Source organism: Pantoea sp. UYEF8 (assembly GCF_040546285.1).
Classification (GTDB): Bacteria; Pseudomonadota; Gammaproteobacteria; order Enterobacterales; family Enterobacteriaceae; genus Pantoea; species Pantoea brenneri.
Genome location: NZ_JBEPNM010000004.1, coordinates 374,199 through 394,617 on the forward strand (window position 1 = coordinate 374,199; position 20,419 = coordinate 394,617).

A 20,419-nucleotide genomic window follows, 5' to 3' on the forward strand; every position below is an offset into this window, starting at 1 on the left:
TGCGTCACATCAATGAAAACGGTTACATACAATTCTGCAACCTTTGTGATGGCGGTCATTATCTGGCGTTGTCAGTAACCGCTGGTTTACCGGCGGCCAGCAGCGTCAGGCGCCGCCATAGCCACTCCAGCGGACCCTGGGCAAAGTAATGTAACCAGATGAGTGAAAACAGAATGTTAATCAGCCATACCGCGGGTACCATCATCACCAGCTGCAGGCGAGTGAAGTGCATGAACAGCCCAAAGCGATAGAACAGCGTGGTACAGATCAGGGTCTGTAGCAGGTAATTGGTTAACGCCATGCGGCCAACGCACTGAATCGCATAGCTAATACGCCAGCGACTAATCCGCGACCAGTAACCGAGACAAAGCGCGGCATAGCCCAGGCTGATCAGCGGGCTGGCCAAATCGCGCGGGGTTTGCAGATAAAAGCCGGTCCAGCGAAACTCCCAATGTAACAGCCATTGCGCCGCGACCCCGGCCACCGCAATCGATAGCCCCATTGTCAGCAGCAGCGCTGCCGCCTGACGGTAATGCTGCGCTGAAAATTCGCCCGTCAGCCAGCCGCTGCGTAGCAGTGCGCCGCCAATCATCATCAGGCCGGCCAGCTGCCAGCCGTACTGCGCTGCCAGCGCCATCAGACCTGACGAGAGATGGTCGAGCCGGTTACTCACCGCTTCCCAGCCGCCGGTCAGTTTCCAGTATTGTTCATATTGCAGATCGGCCGCGCCCGGCAGCCAGGATCGGGTCGCCTGATGATCGGAAATCGATCCGAACACCAGCAATACGCCACAGCCCACCAGATAGAGCAGAATACCGGTATTCATCAGGCTGCGGGTCGAAGGCACATCCCGCAACACCCGCCACACCACCAGGCCGATGATGCCGTAATCCAGCAGGATATCGCCTTCCCACAGCAACACGCCGTGCAGGAAACCGATAAACACCAGCAGCGTCAGGCGTGCCGTCAGCCAGCGACTGCCGCGCGGCAGCTGCATTTGCAGGCCCGCACCAAACAGCAGCGCAAACAGGGTCAGGAATTTGAGTTGTGCCAGCGCGTCAGAAACCGCCCATGTCCAGGCGTCGGACAGCGTGACGCTGCCCTGCCAGGCAGGATTCAGGTAGGCGGCTGACGGCAGACCGAAACCGACAATATTAAGCAGCAGGATGCCGAGAATGGCACATCCACGTATGAAATCCAGCGCAAGATAGCGTTGCATGCGGCACCCTGAATTGACGATGCGGGCCGCTGATTGCGCCCGCCGTTGACTCAACTATGGCGTACCGCGCGCAGAAATTCCTGGCGGGTGTTTTGACTGGACTTGAACAGACCACCCAGCGAGGTGGTCGTGGTGGCGCTGGTGGCATCTTTGACGCCGCGCGCTTTTACGCAGTAGTGCACCGCGTCAATCGATACCGCGACGTTGTTGGTACCCAGCAGCGTTTGCAGCGCGACCAGTACCTGCTGCGTCAGACGCTCCTGCACCTGCGGGCGCTGGGCAAAGAACTGCACAATGCGGTTAATCTTCGACAGACCAATCACTGTATCTTTCGGGATATAAGCGACGGTCGCTTTGCCGTCGATGATCACGAAGTGATGTTCACAGGTGCTGGTCAGGGTGATATCACGCACGGTCACCATCTCATCAACCTTCATTTTGTTTTCAATGACGGTGATTTTTGGGAAGTTGGCGTAGTCGAGACCGGAGAACACCTCATCAACGTACATTTTGGCAATGCGGTGCGGGGTTTCGATCAGGCTGTCATCCTGCAGATCGAGATTCAGCAGCTGCATAATTTCGGTCATGTGGCCTGCAATCAGGCTTTTACGCGTTTCGTCATCGAGGTCGCGCGTCGGTGCACGTAACGGCGTTTCCAGGCCACGCGCTAACAGCGCTTCATGGACCAGGGCAGCTTCCTGACTTAAGGTGCTCATCGTACTCTTCTCCGGCTGGTGTTGCGCCCGCCGGTTAATGCCAGCGGGCCCTGTTACTGAGCGCGTATTGTGAAACTTTCTTTGCGGGGAATCCAGCAATCAATCAGATTGGTGATCAACCCGCATCAGGCTGCACGTCGCCAGACCAGCAGGCCGGCCCATACCAGACTGGCTCCGGCTACCCACAACGCCGGTTCCAGCCGGTGCAGCAGCGCAGTGGACAGAAACGACAGCAGCGGGCCGACCAGCTGCCCGACCGCATAACCGGTGGTCAGTAAACCGGCCATGTAACGCAAATGCTGCGGCGCCAGTTCACGTGCATAGAGCAGCGACAGCTGCACCACGCTGAGAAAGCCACCACCGACCAGCAGCGCGCCGATCAACAAGCCACTGAAGCCCGGCAACAGCGCTGCCGCCAGTACGCCCAGCGCCTGCGCCCACAGCACCAGCGCCAGCCGTGCATGGCTGCTACCCCAGCGCCGCGTCATAATGCCAATCACAATCCCGACCATCGCCGCTCCGCCGAATATCGGCCAGACGAACTGCGCGAATGCCCCATCAGGAAAGCGTGCCGCCGCCATCTGCGACAGAAAGGTGGCAGGCAAAATGTAGCCGAAGCCCGCCAGGCTGTAGCTCAGCACCAGCCGTTTCAGATTGCGGTTCAGCACCAGCGGTTCAGGTGCCTGATCCGGACGATGCAATTCGCCCCGACGCGGCAGATTACGGCTAATCAGCGCAATCAGCAGCAGCGCCAGCACGCCGTAAGCGGCCCATGCCAGCGACGCTGATACCTGGAAGCTGTGTAGTACCACTGCCAGTAGCCCGCTGACAAAAATACCGCAGCCGGGACCGGCAAACACCGCCGCCGATAAGCCGGCCCGGCCATGCCGGTGCAGCTGCTCATTGCTCCAGGCGGCCACCAGCACCATCGCCCAGCCGCTGGCCCAGCCAATCAGGAAGCGAATCGCCCCATGCAGCCAGGGACCGCTGACGCAGGCCGAGAGCAGCGTCAGGATCACCGCTCCCCAGACGCCAGCCAGTAACCGCAGTTCTACCCGGCGGTGCGCGCGCATCGCATCGAAGGAACCACACAGGTAACCGAGGTAGTTTAACGCCGCCACCAGGCTGGCACTGGTCAGCGTCAGCTGGTGCTCCTGAATCATCAGCGGTACCTGTGGCGTAAAGGCGAATCGCCCGATGCCCATCGCCACAAATAAGGTTAAAAATGCGCTAAGCGCGACGCGTACCGCCATTGCTGAACTCCTGTCGTGATGGCCTGGGATCTTTTCTGACTTGCTTACAGCATGCAGGATGTTTAAACTCACGGAAAGTGAATAATATTAACCAAGTTGTTTACGGTAAGAGAAGATATGGATTTAGTTCAGCTACGTATGTTCTGTTCCGTCGCCGAAAGCGGTTCGCTGGCGCGCGCGGCAGAACAGCTGCATCGCGTGCCCTCTAATCTGACCACGCGGCTGCGTCAACTGGAAGAAGAGTTAGGCGTTGATCTGTTTATTCGTGAGAAGCAACGCATTCGCCTGTCGCCAATGGGTCATAATTTCCTCAATTATGCGCAACGTATCCTGGCGCTGAGCGACGAAGCGATGAGCATGACCCGCACCGGCGAACCGGCCGGTAACTTCGCGCTCGGCTCCATGGAGAGCACTGCCGCCACGCGGCTGCCCGGCCTGCTGGCAGCCTATCACCAGCGGTTTCCGAAAGTGGCGCTGTCGCTGATCACCGGCACTTCTGGCGAGATTATCGATCGGGTGCGTGAAGGCACCTTAGCGGCAGCGCTGGTTGACGGTCCGGTTTCGCATGACGATCTCAACGGTTGTATCGCCTTTCGCGAGGAGATGGTGCTGATTACCGGTCTCGATCACGCGCCGATTAACAGCGCACGCGACGTGCAGGGTGACACGCTGTTTGCCTTTCGCAACAGCTGCTCCTATCGGGTGAAGCTGGAGACCTGGTATCGCGACAGCCAGACCGCGCCCGATAATGTGATGGAGATTCAGTCCTATCACGCCATGCTGGCCTGCGTGGCGGGCGGCGCGGGGGTGGCGATGATCCCGGCCTCGGTGCTGAAGCAGATGCCGGACCGCTCACGGGTGCAGGCGCACACGCTGCCGCCGGGCTACCGCGATACGGCAACCTGGCTGATGTGGCGACGCGACGCGTTCACCCCGAACGTTGAAGCTCTGAAGTACCTGATCATTGAACAATTTGACGATCGTCCGCTCAACGACGAACTGATCCACCCCTTAGCGGCGGCGGAATAAGCGTTCCGCGCTATGTTTAAGAGCCTGGTGAGCCAGGCGTAATTGTTGCAGGCAGCCTGAACACGGACAGCGCGGAACAACCGGAGCGTACACGGAGTACGTGAGGATTGTGAGCACTGCCCGGGTTCAGACTGGCAAATAAGATAGCCTGGTGAGCCAGGCTCTGAATCATCACCACCAACCGGACGCCCCTGCGCGTCACAATCTGACTGGAAGAGGGATTGCATGAATATGATCAAAACCCGTGCCGCTGTTGCCTGGGCTGCTGGCGAACCGCTGAAAATTGAAGAAGTGGATTTAATGCCGCCGCAGAAAGGTGAAGTGCTGGTACGTATCGTGGCGACCGGCGTTTGCCATACCGATGCCTATACCCTGTCCGGCACCGATCCTGAGGGCGTTTTCCCGGCGATCCTCGGCCATGAAGGTGGTGGCATCGTTGAAGCCGTCGGCGAAGGCGTCACCAGCGTCGAAGTCGGCGACCATGTGATTCCGCTCTACACGCCGGAGTGTGGCAAATGTAAATATTGCCTGTCTGGCAAAACCAACCTCTGCCAGGCGATTCGTACTACCCAGGGCAAAGGTCTGATGCCCGACGGCACCACCCGCTTCTATAAAGACGGTAAGCCGATTTTCCACTATATGGGCACCTCCACGTTCTCTGAATACACGGTGATCCCGGAAATTTCACTGGCGAAAATCAGCAAAGAAGCGCCGCTGGAAGAAGTCTGCCTGCTGGGCTGTGGCGTTACCACCGGCATGGGCGCGGTGATGAATACCGCCAAAGTGAAGGAAGGCGATACCGTGGCGATCTTCGGTCTCGGCGGCATTGGCCTGTCTGCGGTCATCGGTGCCAAAATGGCGAAAGCCGGTCGCATCATTGCCATCGACATCAACACCAGTAAGTTCGATCTGGCGCGCAAGCTGGGTGCCACCGATCTGATTAACCCAAAAGATTACGATAAGCCGATTCAGGAAGTGATCGTCGAGCTGACCGATGGCGGCGTCGATTATTCGTTTGAATGTATCGGTAACGTCAACGTGATGCGCTCCGCGCTGGAGTGTTGCCACAAGGGCTGGGGCGAATCCGTGATTATCGGCGTGGCCGGCGCGGGCGAAGAGATCTCGACCCGTCCTTTCCAGCTGGTGACCGGTCGCGTCTGGCGCGGTTCGGCGTTTGGCGGCGTTAAAGGCCGTTCACAGCTGCCCGGCATCGTGCAGGATTATCTCGACGGCAAGTTTGCGCTGAATGATTTCATCACCCACACCATGCCGCTGGAACAGATTAACGACGCCTTTGATTTGATGCACGAAGGAAAATCGATCCGCTCGGTAGTGCACTTTAACAAGTAATCAGGAGGCGTTATGGCATCCACTCTGGAGCTTCTGGAAGAACATCGCATTTTTGGCGGCTGGCAGCAGCGCTGGCGTCATCAGTCGGCGGTGCTGAACTGCCCGATGACGTTCAGCATCTATCTGCCGACCCCGCACGGCGATGCGCCACCGCCGGTGGTCTGGTTTCTGGCAGGGCTGACCTGCAATGATGAGAACTTCACCACCAAAGCCGGGGCGCAGCGGGTTGCCGCCGAACTGGGCCTGGTGCTGATCATGCCGGATACCAGCCCACGCGGCGATCGGGTGGCAAATGATGAGGGCTACGATCTCGGTCAGGGCGCGGGCTTTTATCTCAACGCCACACAGCAGCCGTGGGCCAGCCATTTTCGCATGTTCGATTATCTGAGCAGTGAGCTGCCGACGCTGATCGCTGATAACTTCAAGGTCAGCGAGCGTCAGTCGATTATGGGTCATTCGATGGGTGGACATGGCGCGCTGATGCTGGCGCTGCGTCTGGACGGCCGCTTTGCCTCGGCATCCGCCTTTGCGCCGATTGTGAATCCAATGGATGTGCCGTGGGGACAGAAAGCGTTTCAGGCTTATCTGGGCGACGATCGCGCCGCCTGGCGTGAATATGACAGCTGTCAGCTGATGGCGCAGGTCTCGCATCGGCTGCCGATGCTGATCGATCAGGGCGACAGCGATCAGTTCTTAGCCGATCAGCTGCAGCCGGAGCGGCTGGAGTCGGTGGCGCAGGAGACGGGCTTCCCGCTGACCCTGCGTATTCAGCCGGGTTACGATCACAGCTACTTCTTTATCGCCAGTTTTGTTGAAGATCACCTGCGCTTCCACGCGCAGCATCTGCTGGCTCGCTAATCTTCACCTCATCTTCCCGCGCCGGGAGGATGAGGTGCTTCTCCCTTGCTGCTGACCGCCCTCTCGCACCTGATTACACCAGCGCGTCGTGCACCAGTCCGTCGATCATCACCTGCGGCATTCCGCGACTACAGTGCTCAATCCGTCCTTCAACGCCATACACCTGAGCCAGCGTGGCCGGTGTAATCACCCGATCCGGCTGACCTTCGGCGACCAGGCTGCCCTGTTTCAGCATTAACGCATGCTGAGCGTGACGCAGCGCGATATTGATGTCGTGCACCACCACCACCGTGACCATGTTGCGCAGTGCGGTTTCGCGCCGCACCAGATCCATCACGTGGAACTGGTAATTCAGATCGAGCGCGCTAAGCGGTTCATCCAGCAGCAGTAGCGAGGGGCGACGGATCAGTGACTGCGCCAGCCCGACCAGCTGCTTCTGCCCGCCCGACAGCTGATCGAGGTAGCGCATCGCCAGATGGGCAATCCCCAGCTGTTGCAGCAGATGCATCACTTCCGCTTCGCTGTTAGCGCTGTGCAGGCCACCGGAGGCGCGTTGCGCCACAATAATCGACTCCAGCACGTGCAGATGCACCCCGGCCGGCAGCGACTGCGGCAGATAGACCACATGCTTTGCCCGCTGTGCAAACGGCTGGGTCATCAGGTTTTCGCCGTTGAGCCACATTTCGCCACGGCCTTTATTCAGGCCGGCCAGCGCCCGCAGCAGGGTCGATTTGCCGCAGCCGTTTGGCCCGAGCAGCACGGTAATCTCACCGCGCGGCAGCGGCGCGATATTCAGGTTTTCAATCACCTTGTGTTTAGGATAACCGGCGCTAAAACCGCGTAAGGTCAGACCCTGTTGCATCAGACTGTCCCCCGATGACGCAAAATAATACTCAGGAAGAACGGCACGCCAATCAGCGAAGTGACAATGCCGACCGGAATGATCACGCCGGGGATCAGGTTCTTCGAGGCGACTGACGCCAGCGACAACACCAGCGCCCCCACCAGCGCACTGGCCGGCAGATAAAAGCGGTGATCCTCACCGAACATCATACGGGCGATATGCGGTGCCACCAGGCCAATAAAGCCGATCGGGCCGACAAAGGCCACCGCCAGCGCAGAGAGAATACTGATGCGCAATAAGGTCGCCAGCCGCAGGCGGCGCACGTCAATGCCAAAGCTCACCGCGCGGTCTTCGCCTAAGCGCAGCGCCGTCAGCTTCCAGCTGCTCAGCAGCGAAAACGGCAGCAGGATGGCCAGCGCCACGGTCAGCACGCCCAGTTTCTCCCACGAGGCACGCGCCAGGCTGCCCATGGTCCAGAACACCAGACCCTGCAGCGTATCTTCGCTGGCGATAAACTGCATCATCGAGACCAGCGCATTAAAGGTGAATACCAGCGCGATACCGAACAGCACCACACCGGCTGACGACACCTGCGTCCAGCGGGTCACCGCATCCAGCATCAGGGCGGCAAACAGCGCAAACACGAAGGCGTTGGCGGAAATCAGCCACTGATCCGGGACGCCGGGAATACCGATGCCGAGAATGATTGCCAGCGCGGCACCAAAGGCTGCCGCAGACGAGACGCCAAGGGTAAACGGGCTGGCAAGCGGGTTATTCAGGATGGTCTGCATTTCTGCCCCTGCCAGGCCGAGTGACAGGCCGACCACGATCGCCATCAGCGCATACGGCAGACGAATGTCCCAGACGATAACCCGGGTTCCGGCATCGACGCTCTCCGGGCTAAGCAGGGTGTTCCACAGCGTTTGCAGTGACAGGCCCGCCGGACCGAGGGTGAAGTCGAGGATCAGAGAGGCGAGAATCGCCAGCAGCAGCACGCCAATCCACATCATGCGACGCCGCAGTACCTGATGATAGTTTTGCACGCTGTGTTCAGGCGATTCAGTGCCTGTCAGCAGCGAAGATTCTGTCGTCATGTTTAACCCTGTTGTGACTATCCGGTCAGAAAACGCAGCCACAATAGTGCAGGTGATAATAATTATCAATTCGTGAGCATAAGCGAGGCGTGAAAAAAGCAGAAAAAAGCGCGCTAACAGGCAGGATACTGACTCAGGGAAAATACGCCTTTCGCAAAGACGCCAAAGCGCCATCCGTGGCAGGCTCAGCGCGCGCGATTACGCACCTCATCCCTGAGGTGCGCCGGTAGCCGGGCCAACGCGTTGCGTTTTTGTCCCTGGCCCGCGCTGCTTTGTTACAGGCGTATGCTCCCGTCGCATTACGTTTTACTGCGGTCATCCAAAACGACGGAAGGCACCACGCTTCAGCGCAGCATTAATCTTTATGGATCGGGAATTCCATTTCGCTGTACTTCACGAAACGGCTGCCGCGCGTCAGCTTGTAACCGAACCAGATAATCAGGAACAGCGGAATACCGATGTAGGTCGCCGCCACGCCGTACCAGTCGATGCGATCATTGAGGAACGCCTGGTAGTTCTGACCGAGGGTAATGATCAGGCAGAGCACAAAGGCGAAGATCGGACCCAGCGGGAAGAAGCCGGAACGGTAAGGCAGCGCGTTCACGTCATGCCCCTGCGCCACATAGCCGCGACGGAAGCGGTAATGGCTGATGGCGATACCGAGCCAGGCGATAAAGCCGGTCATGCCCGAGGTGTTTAGCAGCCAGAGATACACTTCCTGGTTGCCAAATTTTGAGGTCAGGAAGCACAGCCCCGCCACCACGGTGGTGGCCCACAGTGCATTGCGCGGCACGCCGCCTTTTGACAGCCGGGCAAAAATCCGCGGCGCTTTGCCTTCGCTCGCCAGGTTGTAGAGCATGCGGGTGGAGGCATACATGCCGGAGTTACCGGCTGACAGCACCGCCGTCAGGATCACCGCATTCATCACCGCCGCCGCCGACAGCAGACCGGCATTACGGAACACCAGAGTGAACGGGCTGACGCTGATATCGTTGATATCATTGTGCAGCAGCTGCGGATCGGTATACGGCAGGATCAGGCTGATAATCAGGATGGCGAACACATAGAACAGCAGGATACGCCAGAAAATCTGCCGCACCGCCCGCGGGATGTTTTTGGCCGGATCTTCAGATTCGCCCGCCGCGATACCGATCAGCTCGGTGCCCTGGAAGGAGAATCCGACAATCATCGCCACGCCAATCATCGCCGCAAAGCCGCCGGCAAACGGTGCGTCACCGACCTGCCAGTTCTGCCAGCCTGCGTGCTCTGCACCGCGCATGATGCCGGTGATCATCAGCACGCCCACCACGATAAAGATGATCACGGTCGCTACTTTGATCAGCGAGAACCAGTATTCCGCCTCGCCAAAGCCCTTCACCGAGATGTAGTTCATCAGGAACATCAGGCAGAGGAACAGCGCACTCCAGATCCAGCCAGGCGTGTCGGGGAACCAGTAGTTCATCACCAGTTGCGAGGCGACCAGGTCAACCGCAATGGTCACCGCCCAGTTGTACCAGTAGTTCCAGCCGAGCGCGAAACCAAAGCCCTCTTCAACGTACTTTGCGCCGTAGGTGGCGAACGAACCTGATACCGGCATAAATGCCGCCAGTTCACCGAGGCTGGTCATCAGAAAATAGACCATCAGTCCGATCAGGATATAGGAGAGCAGCGCGCCGCCAGGACCTGCCTGAGCAATGGTCGCGCCGGACGCGACAAACAGGCCGGTACCGATTGAACCGCCAATGGCGATCATCGTCAGATGACGCGCTTTTAACGCACGTCGTAACGCAGGTTGTTGTGTTGTATTTGAGTCATTATGCATGTGTAAACGCTACGCTGGGTAAAAATGAGGCGCGATTGTAGCAGCTAAGCCTGCGCTGTATAGCGAATGCCGCGCTGTTATAAGTTACGTTCATGATCGCGCCAGAATTATTAGTAATCACTCGCGACAATAGGATAAAAAACGCGTCAGTGCCTTCGAGATATGTTTTTGCCGGTGGTGAATGCGGTACAGAGTGCGGGTCAGACGCGGCAGCGGCAGCGCCAGTTCGACCAGCGTGCCGGCGTCCAGCAGATCGCTAATCACCCGTCGTGACAGGCAGCTGATGCCCATTCCGTGGCGCACCGCATGTTTGATCGCCTCGGAGTTGCCCAGCTCCATGCCCAGCTGAAAGGTCGGCAGATGCGACAGCAGCAGATAATCCACAATTTCACGGGTGCCGGATCCGCGTTCACGCAGGATCCACGGCGCTGCCGCCAGCGTTTCCAGCGTCACCGGCTGTTGCAGAATCGCCGCATCCGGTGCGGCAAACACCACCAGCTCATCCTCCAGCCACGGTTCGCTCACCAGTTCGGTCATGTGGCAGGGCCCTTCAATCAGCCCGACATCAACCCGGAAATCGGATACCGCATTGATCACATCCTGACTGTTGCCGACGCTCAGCTCCAGCGGCAAACCGGGAAAATCACGCCGGTAGGCCGCCATCATGCCGGGCAGCAGATAGTTGCCGATGGTGCTGCTGGCAAAGATGCGAATCGCCCCGTTGTCCTCTTTGAACAGCTGCTCAATTTCACCCGCCTGCTCCAGCAGACCCACCGCGCGCGGATAGAGCAATCGCCCATGCTCATTCAGCACCAGCCGCTTGCCTACCCGATCAAACAGCTGTACCCCGAGCTGGTTTTCCAGATCGGCCAGCGCGGCGCTGACCGCCGACTGCGATAGCGCCAGCAGTTGCGATGCCTGGGTGGTCGATCCGCTTTTTAACACTTCCGTGAACACTTCTATCTGCCGCAACGTAATGTGCATCGGCACTCCTTAAGTCATTTATTGCCTGATGAGATAGATCACCACCGCCAGCCAGATCAGCGCAATCAGCGCAATCCCGCCAGCAATCTTTTTGCCGCGCGAACGCTGGGTTTGCGCCCGCTGGCTGCTGCTGATACGCACCTCACGCGGCAGCAGGCGCAGCAGAATCATTACCCCGGAGGGAATAATCACCGCATCATCCAGTAATCCGACAAACGGGATCACATCCGGAATAAGATCGATCGGGCTGATGCCATAGGCAACCAGTCCCAGCATCGCCAGTTTGTTCCACCACGGGGTACGCGGATCGCGAAAGGCAAACCACAGCACCACCACGTCCCGTTTGATCAGCGTCGCCCATCGGCGCAGACGCGAAAATAGCATGATTGCCGCCTTATCGTTTATTCTGGTCAATTATAAATATATTATCAATTTCACTTTTAAGCCAGTCAGCGCCATGATCGGGTCTCAATCAGAGGGAGGGACCACTATGGCTGATCTGAGCATGACTAAAACCCACAATCCGATTCCGCGCTGGCTGCCTGGTTTGCTACTGACCGCGCTGATTGCCGCTGCGGCCAGCGGGCTGGCTGGCCAGCCGGCGATTGCCTCGTGGGGGCTGGGATCGCTGACGCTGGCAATTGTGCTGGGCATCATCATCGGCAACAGCGTCTACGCGCCGCTGGCCGCACGCTGTGACACCGGGGTGGTGCTGGCCAAGCAGAAACTGCTGCGGCTGGGGGTAATTCTGTTCGGCTTCCGCATTACGCTGCAACAGATTGCTGACGTCGGCGTCAGCGGTATCCTGATTGATGCGCTGACCCTGAGCAGCACCTTCTTTATTACCTGCCTGCTGGGGATGCGCCTGCTGAAGCTGGATCGCGATACCGTCTGGCTGATTGGTGCCGGTAGCAGCATCTGTGGCGCGGCGGCGGTACTGGCGACCGAACCGGTGGTCAAAGCGGCACCGTCAAAAGTCGCGGTCGCCATCGCGACGGTAGTGCTGTTTGGTACCCTGGCGATTTTTAGCTATCCGCTGCTGTGGCCGCTGGTGAATACCCTGCTGCCTGGTGTTGATCAGGCGCAGTTCGGCGTATTTACCGGATCGACCATTCATGAAGTGGCTCAGGTGGTCGCGGCCGGACACAGTATCGGCCCGGATGCCGAGAACAGCGCGGTGATTGCCAAAATGCTGCGGGTGATGATGCTGGCCCCGTTCCTGCTGTGTCTCAGTGGCGTGCTGCGCCGCCAGAGCCCGGCGGCGACCGCATCGCGTCCGGTGACCTTCCCGTGGTTCGCGCTGCTGTTCATTGCCGTCGCGCTGTTTAACTCGCTGCACCTGCTCCCCGCTGGCCTGGTAGCGATGCTGAATCAACTGGCTGGCTTGCTGCTGGCGATGGCGATGGCTGCGCTGGGATTAACTACCCGTTTCAGCGCGTTACGTGAAGCGGGCGTGAAACCGCTGCTGCTGGGTGCCATGGTCGCTGTCTGGCTGATCGTCGGTGGCGGTGCCATCAATCTGCTGGTGCAACATTTCATGGGCTAACCGCATCGGGTATCATGCCTGCTCGTCAGTGCATAGCCCCTTCAGGAGAACGGCATGAAATATATCGGCGCACACGTCAGTGCGGCAGGTGGTGTGGATCAGGCAGTCATTCGCGCCCATGAAATAGACGCCACCGCCTTCGCCTTGTTTACTAAAAATCAACGGCAGTGGAAAGCCGCCCCGCTTTCCACTGAGGTGATTGATGCCTTTCGCGCCGCCTGCGAGAAATATCACTTCAGCTCGCAGCAGATCCTGCCGCACGACAGTTTTCTGATCAACCTCGGCCACCCGGTGGCCGAGGCGCTGGAAAAATCCCGTGCCGCCTTTATTGATGAGCTGCAACGCGCCGATCAGCTCGGCCTGACGCTGCTGAACTTCCATCCGGGCAGCCACCTGCATCAGATCGATGAGCAGGCCTGCCTGAAACGCATCGCCGAATCGATCAATATCGCCCTCGACCAGAGCCGTAACGTCACAGCGGTGATTGAAAATACCGCTGGTCAGGGTAGCAACCTCGGTTTCCGCTTTGAGCATCTGGCGGAAATTATCGACCAGGTTGAGGATAAGAGCCGCGTCGGCGTCTGTCTGGATACCTGCCACGCCTTTGCCGGCGGCTATGATCTGCGTACCGAAGCGGACTGCGTCGCCACCTTTGCTGAATTTGAGCGCATTGTCGGCTTTCGCTATCTGCGCGGCATGCACCTCAACGATGCGAAAAGCACTTTTGGCAGCCGTGTCGACCGCCATCACAGCCTTGGTGAAGGCAACATCGGCAAAACCGTATTTAGCTGGATGATGAAGGATGCGCGTTTTGACGGGATTCCGTTGATTCTCGAAACCATCAACCCGGATATCTGGAAAGATGAGATTGCCTGGCTGAAGTCAGAACAGCAGGGATAAAAAAGGGAGCCTGCTGGCTTAATGCCGATCGGTTAAGGGACCGGTGATAACGCAGTCTGGTGCAGGCAGGGGCTGGCGGTCCTCGCGCCTCTGCGCGGTCCATTCACTTCATTCCTCTGCCTGACGGACCGCTGGGGATGGCACATCCTGTGCCGCCCCGCCTTTCGCCCGCGTCCTGCGGGCTCTCCTGGCCGACTCATTCTGTTCAGCGCTGCGGATTGTCTGCCCCTGCCCGAACCCAGCCTGCTTAAAAGGGCACGAGAGTAGAGGCCTGAGCGCCTCTGCTGCTGAAAGGGCTACCCGCAGCGCAGCGGCGCGAGGACTGCCCGGCAGCAGCAGAGGCGCTCAGGCCCGCACTCCGGCACGCTCGCGTAGAAAAAAAGCTGCCACGTTTGACCGCGACAGCCTTTGCAAATTTAACCTTAACTGCCGAACATCAGTCGCGCAGGCGCCCCTTTTTTGCTTATTGCTATGCGACGCTATACTGCCTGAACCAGGCCAGTTTCCGGGCCAACGCTTTACGTTGTTCAAAAAACGCTCCCGGCGTTTTATCCCGGCGGCGCAACGCTTTACTCCAGGCGTATTCATCCATCGCTTTAACATTATTCACCGTCTGAAAAAGCAAACAGGGAGCCAGATGGCTCCCTGTTTATTTAACGTCAGCAAATCAGGCTTTCGCCAGCTGCTCTTCCGGACGTTTCAGTACCGCATAGCTCAGACCGGCAATCGCCGTACCGACCACAATCGCCACCAGATAACCGACCACCGGCGTAATCGCACCCGGGATCAGCAGGACAAACAGTCCACCGTGTGGTGCCATCAGTTTGGCCCCCACCGCCATTGAGATAGCGCCGGTGGTCGCGCCGCCGATGATGCAGCAAGGCAGAACGCGCATCGGGTCACGGGCCGCGAACGGAATCGCACCTTCAGAGATGAAGCACAGGCCCAGTACCAGCGCCGCTTTGCCCCCTTCCTGCTGACCTTTGTTGAATTTACGACGGGCAACCAGCGTCGCCAGACCCATCGCCAGCGGTGGCACCATACCGGCCGCCATAATCGCCGCCATCGGCGCATAAGTCTGTGAACTCAGCAAACCGACACCGAATGCGTAAGCCACCTTATTGACCGGGCCGCCCATATCGGTACACATCATGCCGCCCAGAATCGCGCCCAGCAGCACCGCATTAGCGGTACCCATGTTCGCCAGCCAGTGCGTCAGGCCGTTCATGATGCCGGCAACCGGTTTACCCACTACATAAATCATCAGCAGGCCGGTGATCAAACTGGCAAACAGCGGAATGATCAGTATCGGCTTCAGCGCTTCCATACTCTGCGGCAGTTTCACTTTGCCGCTGATCAGCTTCGCAGCGTAACCGGCGATGAAACCAGCGATGATCCCGCCGAGGAAACCGGCGTTAATGCTGGTGGCGATCATGCCGCCAATCAGGCCTGGGGTCAGACCTGGACGGTCAGCAATCGAGAAGGCGATAAAGCCCGCCAGTACCGGCACCATCAGCGCAAAGGCGCTGCCACCCCCGATTTGCATCAGCGCGGCAGCCAGCGTGCCCTGCTCTTTAAATGCGGTGATACCAAAGGCAAAGGAGAGCGCGATACTCAGACCGCCCGCTACCACCATCGGCAGCATGTAAGAAACACCGGTCAGCAGGTGACGATAAGCGCCTGCGCCCTCTTTCTTCTCATTCTGGTTGTCGCTGCTCTGTCCACCCGCTGCTTTATACGGTTTCGCTTCAGCAACCGCTTTATCCAGCTCCTGAGCGGTTTTCTTCAGCGCCAGGCCGGTTGAGGTGCGGTACATCGGCTTACCGGCGAATTTCGCCAGGTCGACTTCGATATCAGCCGCCACGATCACCAGATCGGCAGCTGCCACTTCTTCAGGGGTGATGGCGTTACCGGCACCGACAGAACCGCGGGTTTCAACTTTTACCCACCAGCCGCGACGGGTCGCTTCAGCCTGAATCGCCTCTGCGGCCATAAAGGTATGCGCCACGCCGGTCGGACAGGCGGTAACCGCAACCACACGTTTCTGCGCGCCAGCCTGAGCTGACGCAGGCGCACCTGCTGGTGCCGCAACCGGCACGGCGGCCTGCCACGGTTTAGCCTCGGCTTTGGCGCGGTTGAGGAAGGTTTCTGGCTCACGGATCGCCAGCTGAACATCGCCCTGCCACAGCGGTTTGCCATTCAGCGCCGCGTCGTCCGGTACGTTTTTCCCCAGCACGATGATCTGCTCGGCCTCGGCGGGATGATCAGTCAGCGTCAGGCCAGCCGCCGCAGCGGCGGCAGCCAGGCGCTGTTGCGCCATATAAGCGGAAGCCAGTCCCAATGAAGGATCTTTTATCAGCAGCGTTTTCATTATCGCTCTCCTGCTGTCAGTTAACGGGTTGTAAGTCGACGCGCGCCATCATTGCGGCCAACTGGGTACGATCGGAAACGCCAACGTTGCTCTGGCTGACGGCCATTGCCGCCACTGCCGTGGCAAGACGCAGCGTGTGTTCACTGGATTCACGCATTAACAGGCCATAAATCAGCCCGCCGACCATCGAGTCGCCGGCACCCACGGTGCTGACCACTTCGCACACCGGCGGTTTGGCAATCCATTCACCTGAGGCGTTGACCCACAGCGCACCTTCAGCACCCAGCGAGATCACCACGTGGGCGATGCCCTGCTCACGCAGCTGGTGCGCAGCATCAATCACATCCTGCAGGGTCGGCAGTTTGCGACCGGCCCAGATTTCCAGTTCACGACGGTTGGGTTTAACCAGCCAGGGCGCGGCTTTCAGCCCGGCCACCAGCGCGTCGCGGCTGCTGTCAAAAATAATGCACGGACAATGGGTACGCAGCTCGGTCATCCAGCGGGTAAAGGCGTCAGGATCGACGCCTTCCGGCAGGCTGCCGCTGACGCAGACCATATCGAACTGGCCCAGCCAGGTGAGTGAGTCGCTGGTAAAGCGATCCCAGTCCTGACCGTTGACCTGAAAACCAGAGAAGTTCAGGTCAGTGACATCGCCGGTCTGCTCAGTCAGTTTGACGTTGATTCGGGTACGGCCCGGCACCACCTGAAAACGGTTAGCAATGCCCAGCTCGCTGAACAGCTGTTGAAAGCCATCCTGGTTCTCTTTGCCGAGGAAGCCGCCGACGGTGACGTCGATGCCCAGATCCTTCAGCACTTTCGCAACGTTAATACCTTTGCCCGCCGCGTGCAGACCGGTGGTTTTCACCAGATTGACTTCGCCGCGTTCAATTTCAGGGGTATAGCCCACCAGGTCATACGCCGGATTCAGCGTGATAGTCGCGACACGTCTGCTCATGCTGCCCCCTCGCCAAGTCCGCTGGTGATTGCTTCTTCAATCGCATTCAGCGCCTGTTGTGCATCTTCACCGCTGGCGGTAAAGCGCAGGCGATGGCCTTTCTTCACGCCGAGCGCCACCACTTTCATCAGGCTGCGGCCGTTAGCGGGTTTGCCGCTGCCATCGAGGTTGGTGACGGTAATGTCGCTGTTGAACTGCTTGATCACGCTGACCAGCGCGGTGCCCGGACGGGCATGCAGACCGTGTTCGTTACGGATGGTGAACTCGGCGGTCAGCACCTCGGCCTGCTCGTCAACTTCACTGGTGAGCAGCGCATAGACGCCTGCGGCATCGGCTTTCAGCAGACGGTCTGCTTTGCCTTGCTGCAACAGGGCGCTGAGGTAACCCAGCACCTCCAGCGGACGTTCATCGACGGCGGCGACGCTGATTAACAGCGCAGCGGATTCGCCCTGATGGTCAAACGGATGGGCCGCCCGGCTAACGGCGACGCCGCTGCGCAGGTTGCCGAGGCTGCTGTCGCTCAGCCAGATCCCCTGCCCGAGACTCAGCGGCGCGTTAGAGACCACGTCAGCGACGTAGCTGGCATCAACCACGCCCGCTGACTGCAGCCGACCGGCGTTCATCGCCTGTAAGGTGATCAGGTCGCTGGCGGCGACATTCAGGGTAATTAATGAGGTGTCGAAGCTGAATTCGGCGGCCTGTTTCTCGCCCATCAGCAACGCACGGAGATCTTCAGCAGAGGCAGTTTTAAGCTGTTCAGCGATGCTGTCATCGCTCAGAACGTGGGTTAACTGACGCAGCAGCGCCAGATGCTCATCCGATTTGGCGGCAATCCCGATCGCCACATAAGCAGTCTGATCGTCACCCCAACTGATGCCCTGTGGAAACTGGAACACCTGGACGCCGGTTTTCAGCACCAGATCGCGGGTATCGGTGGTGCCGTGCGGAATCGCGATGCCGTTGCCAAGAAAGGTGGAGGTTTGCTGCTCACGCGCCAGCATACCGTTGACGTAGCCTTCGGACACATTACCGGCAGCGGTCAGCGCTGCGGCAACCTGGCGAATGGCCTCTTCTTTGTTCTGGGCGCTGGCTCCGGTATGGATGGCCTGCAATTCGAGCTGGAACATAATTCTCCTCGCTTGCTGAGATTGAATCGTTTCAGCCAGTGGGGAAATTATTACGCCATCTGTCGCAAAACAGGTGGCGTGGTCACCGCTGAAACGTTTCAAGGATTGTGGTACAGCACCTTTCAGCAGGCAAGAAAATGCGCAAACGGCGTAGCAGATTTTTGATGTTACGCACATTTCATCGACATTTTAAGATTTTGCTGCCTGCCAGCTGACGCGGTTGCTGTAAGCCTGGGATAAACTTAGTCAGCATTTCAGCAACGTCAGCGCGTCAGGGCGCGGTGTCCGCTTCCAGCTGCAATAGATAGATCATCGCCTGCTGGCGCGAATCGCCGCACATGCTGTGCGACGGCTGCAGGCCGGCACAGACCGCGGGACGCAGGTCAGAGCCAAACAGTTTGCAGCGTAAGGCGTCGTCGAGCTGAACGCAGGGCGTGTTGGCGGGTTTGCCGTTGGGCATGCCGGGAATCGGCGAAGAGATGGAGGGCGCCGTACAACAGGCACCGCAGTGGCTACGGCATTGCATGCTGCGCTCCAGCAGAGAAAGTCGCGGCGACAATAGCAGTCCGCCGCCACAATTACCACGTCTGCCGCCGCCCGGGCTAAAATTTCATTCTCGCCATATTGCCAGTTTTCACCGGCGCGAGTAACGTGGCGCGCACTTCACTTCAGAGATAGCGAGAACAGCAATGCCAAAAGCGAATGAAATCAAAAAAGGAATGGCCGTTACCCACAACGGAAAACTGCTGCTGGTTAAAGATATTGATGTCCAGAGCCCAAGCGCACGCGGTGCCGCCACCCTGTATAAGATGCGCTTCACCGATGTACGCACCGGTATGAAGGTCGAAGAACGCTTCAAGGGCGATGAGATTATTGATGCGATTTCGCTCAGCCGCCGCAGCGTCACCTTTTCTTATATAGACGGTGACGAGTATGTCTTTATGGATGACGAAGATTACACCCCTTACAGCTTCAAAAAAGAGCAGATCGAAGAGGAACTGCTGTTCATTCCTGAAGGCGGCATTCCGGGCATTCAGGTGCTGACGATGGAAGGACAGGTGCTGGCGCTGGAGCTGCCACAGACCGTCGACATGGAAATTGTCGATACGTCGCCTGGCATCAAAGGTGCCTCGGCCAGCGCCCGCACCAAACCGGCAGGCATGAGTACCGGCCTGGTGGTTCAGGTACCTGAGTACCTCAGTAACGGCGACCGCATCCGCATTCATGTCGCTGAACGCCGTTATATGGGCCGTGCCGACTAACCGCACTTCCTGAACGTTGCCGTGGCGCTGACTGTTATAAAGTAACATCTTCCACGGCAAATACTGACAGGAGCCTGATTGATGACGCGGGTAAATCTGATAACCGGATTTCTGGGCAGCGGCAAAACTACGCTGTTATGCCATCTGCTGGCCGCAAAGCCCGCTAACGAACAGTGGGCGGTGCTGGTGAATGAATTTGGTGAGATTGGGGTCGATGGCGCGCTGCTGGCCGATCGCGGTGCCATCCTGAAAGAGATCCCCGGCGGCTGCATGTGCTGCGTCAATGGCCTGCCGATGCAGATCGGGCTGAACCGGCTGTTGCAGAACAAGCCCGATCGGCTGCTGATTGAGCCGACCGGGCTGGGCCATCCGCGCCAGTTGCTGCAGCTGTTAAGTTCGCCGACCTACCACGCCTGGCTACAACTCAACGCTACCCTCACCCTGCTGGATGCGCGCCAGCTTGCCGATCCGCGGGTCGTCGCCAATGAAAATTTCCGCGATCAGCTGGCGGCGGCTGACATCATTATCGGCAACAAGCAGGATCGCTGGCAGCCGGAAGATCATCAGCGACTGGCGGACTGGCAGCGTGATGCGCTGGATCAGCGTCCTTTTATCGCCACCGAATTTGGTCAGATTCCGCTGGCGCTGCTCGATACGCCGCGCGGTCAGCCGCGTGAGCTGCCGGTGCCACAACATCATCACCCAGCCGCCGTACCGACCAGTGGCGTAGCGGTCATGCGGCTTGATCATCCGGCGCGCTGGCGTCGGGCGCTGAATCAGGGACAGGACTACAGCGCCTGTGGCTGGCTGTTCGACGCCGAAACGCAGTTTGACCGGGCGGCGCTGCTGGAATGGGTGCGCCAGGCGCCGGGCGATCGAATTAAAGGGGTAATGCATATTGAGGCAGGATCGCTGACGATTAATCGTCAGGGCGACGATCTGCAAATTGAAACGCGATCGCAGCCGCCCGCCGACAGCCGTATTGAGATCATTGATTCGCAGCAGGCTGACTGGAATAGACTACAATCGGCGTTGTTGAAGTGCCGTTTACGCTGACAAGGGTATTGTCGGCGGTTATTTTTTTAATCA

19 protein-coding genes are annotated in these 20,419 nt (G+C 58.8%); 7 read left to right on the forward strand and 12 right to left on the reverse strand.

Going from position 1 to position 20,419, the window contains the following annotated elements; all coding sequences use genetic code 11:
- Positions 1-58: 58 nt before the first annotated feature.
- From yeiB to ABIB18_RS10720, 3 genes are all read right to left on the reverse strand, one after another.
- Complete coding sequence (gene yeiB, locus ABIB18_RS10710) at positions 59-1,219, reverse strand: DUF418 domain-containing protein YeiB (RefSeq protein WP_031377129.1); 1,161 nt, start codon at positions 1,217-1,219, stop codon at positions 59-61.
- 50 nt (positions 1,220-1,269) lie between these two features.
- Complete coding sequence (gene folE / locus ABIB18_RS10715; protein ID WP_031377128.1) at positions 1,270-1,935, reverse strand: GTP cyclohydrolase I FolE; 666 nt, start codon at positions 1,933-1,935, stop codon at positions 1,270-1,272.
- Positions 1,936-2,060: 125 nt separating this feature from the next.
- A complete protein-coding gene (locus tag ABIB18_RS10720; RefSeq protein ID WP_069728971.1) occupies positions 2,061-3,188 on the reverse strand; it encodes a YbfB/YjiJ family MFS transporter in 1,128 nt (375 codons plus the stop codon).
- A gap of 117 nt (positions 3,189-3,305) precedes the next feature.
- Here ABIB18_RS10720 and ptrR point away from each other — a divergent pair, with 117 nt between their 5' ends.
- From ptrR to fghA, 3 genes are all read left to right on the forward strand, one after another.
- Positions 3,306-4,217 carry a putrescine utilization regulator PtrR gene (ptrR, locus tag ABIB18_RS10725; RefSeq protein WP_031377126.1) on the forward strand — a complete coding sequence of 304 codons (912 nt, stop codon included), beginning with the start codon at positions 3,306-3,308 and terminating at the stop codon, positions 4,215-4,217.
- Positions 4,218-4,442: 225 nt separating this feature from the next.
- The gene (locus tag ABIB18_RS10730) at positions 4,443-5,567 is read left to right on the forward strand and encodes an S-(hydroxymethyl)glutathione dehydrogenase/class III alcohol dehydrogenase (protein ID WP_031377125.1); all 1,125 of its coding nucleotides are present in this window, start codon (positions 4,443-4,445) and stop codon (positions 5,565-5,567) included.
- 12 nt (positions 5,568-5,579) lie between these two features.
- Complete coding sequence (fghA, locus tag ABIB18_RS10735) at positions 5,580-6,425, forward strand: S-formylglutathione hydrolase (protein WP_354474133.1); 846 nt, start codon at positions 5,580-5,582, stop codon at positions 6,423-6,425.
- A 73-nt stretch (positions 6,426-6,498) separates the two neighbouring features.
- On the opposite strand, the gene ABIB18_RS10740 is transcribed toward fghA, so the two are convergent.
- The 5 genes from ABIB18_RS10740 to ABIB18_RS10760 all read right to left on the reverse strand — a co-directional run bounded on the left by ABIB18_RS10740 (position 6,499) and on the right by ABIB18_RS10760 (position 11,553).
- Complete coding sequence (locus tag ABIB18_RS10740; protein WP_031377123.1) at positions 6,499-7,287, reverse strand: ABC transporter ATP-binding protein; 789 nt, start codon at positions 7,285-7,287, stop codon at positions 6,499-6,501.
- Positions 7,287-8,363: a FecCD family ABC transporter permease gene (locus tag ABIB18_RS10745; RefSeq protein ID WP_031377122.1), complete on the reverse strand. Its 1,077-nt coding sequence runs from the start codon at positions 8,361-8,363 to the stop codon at positions 7,287-7,289. The genes ABIB18_RS10740 and ABIB18_RS10745 overlap by 1 nt, the downstream gene beginning before the upstream one ends.
- A gap of 355 nt (positions 8,364-8,718) precedes the next feature.
- Positions 8,719-10,185, reverse strand: a complete 1,467-nt coding sequence (locus tag ABIB18_RS10750) for an amino acid permease (RefSeq protein ID WP_031377121.1) — start codon at positions 10,183-10,185, stop codon at positions 8,719-8,721.
- Positions 10,186-10,302: 117 nt separating this feature from the next.
- Positions 10,303-11,169 (reverse strand): DNA-binding transcriptional regulator YeiE, encoded by an 867-nt coding sequence (yieE, locus tag ABIB18_RS10755; protein ID WP_031377120.1) that lies wholly within the window; start codon positions 11,167-11,169, stop codon positions 10,303-10,305.
- Between the two features lie 18 nt (positions 11,170-11,187).
- A complete protein-coding gene (locus tag ABIB18_RS10760) occupies positions 11,188-11,553 on the reverse strand; it encodes a YkvA family protein (protein ID WP_069728973.1) in 366 nt (121 codons plus the stop codon).
- 106 nt (positions 11,554-11,659) lie between these two features.
- Between ABIB18_RS10760 and ABIB18_RS10765 the strand changes: the two genes are divergently transcribed.
- Both ABIB18_RS10765 and nfo read left to right on the forward strand, forming a co-directional pair.
- Complete coding sequence (locus ABIB18_RS10765; protein WP_354474134.1) at positions 11,660-12,715, forward strand: YeiH family protein; 1,056 nt, start codon at positions 11,660-11,662, stop codon at positions 12,713-12,715.
- A 54-nt stretch (positions 12,716-12,769) separates the two neighbouring features.
- Positions 12,770-13,615: a deoxyribonuclease IV gene (nfo, locus tag ABIB18_RS10770; RefSeq protein WP_031377117.1), complete on the forward strand. Its 846-nt coding sequence runs from the start codon at positions 12,770-12,772 to the stop codon at positions 13,613-13,615.
- Positions 13,616-14,282: 667 nt separating this feature from the next.
- Here nfo and fruA read toward each other — a convergent pair.
- The 4 genes from fruA to ABIB18_RS10790 form a co-directional block, all read right to left on the reverse strand.
- Positions 14,283-15,986: a PTS fructose transporter subunit IIBC gene (gene fruA, locus ABIB18_RS10775; protein ID WP_354474135.1), complete on the reverse strand. Its 1,704-nt coding sequence runs from the start codon at positions 15,984-15,986 to the stop codon at positions 14,283-14,285.
- A 16-nt stretch (positions 15,987-16,002) separates the two neighbouring features.
- Positions 16,003-16,941: a 1-phosphofructokinase gene (gene fruK / locus ABIB18_RS10780; protein WP_031377223.1), complete on the reverse strand. Its 939-nt coding sequence runs from the start codon at positions 16,939-16,941 to the stop codon at positions 16,003-16,005.
- Positions 16,938-18,068 (reverse strand): fused PTS fructose transporter subunit IIA/HPr protein, encoded by a 1,131-nt coding sequence (gene fruB / locus ABIB18_RS10785; protein WP_031377224.1) that lies wholly within the window; start codon positions 18,066-18,068, stop codon positions 16,938-16,940. Before fruB ends, fruK begins: the two co-directional genes overlap by 4 nt.
- 271 nt (positions 18,069-18,339) lie before the next feature.
- Entirely contained in the window at positions 18,340-18,594 is a 255-nt protein-coding gene (locus tag ABIB18_RS10790; protein ID WP_031377225.1) for a zinc/iron-chelating domain-containing protein, read from the reverse strand.
- Between the two features lie 163 nt (positions 18,595-18,757).
- Here ABIB18_RS10790 and yeiP point away from each other — a divergent pair, with 163 nt between their 5' ends.
- Together yeiP and ABIB18_RS10800 are read left to right on the forward strand one after the other, a co-directional pair.
- The gene (gene yeiP, locus ABIB18_RS10795; protein WP_031377226.1) at positions 18,758-19,330 is read left to right on the forward strand and encodes an elongation factor P-like protein YeiP; all 573 of its coding nucleotides are present in this window, start codon (positions 18,758-18,760) and stop codon (positions 19,328-19,330) included.
- An 81-nt stretch (positions 19,331-19,411) separates the two neighbouring features.
- The gene (locus tag ABIB18_RS10800; RefSeq protein ID WP_069728975.1) at positions 19,412-20,386 is read left to right on the forward strand and encodes a CobW family GTP-binding protein; all 975 of its coding nucleotides are present in this window, start codon (positions 19,412-19,414) and stop codon (positions 20,384-20,386) included.
- Positions 20,387-20,419 lie beyond the last annotated feature (33 nt).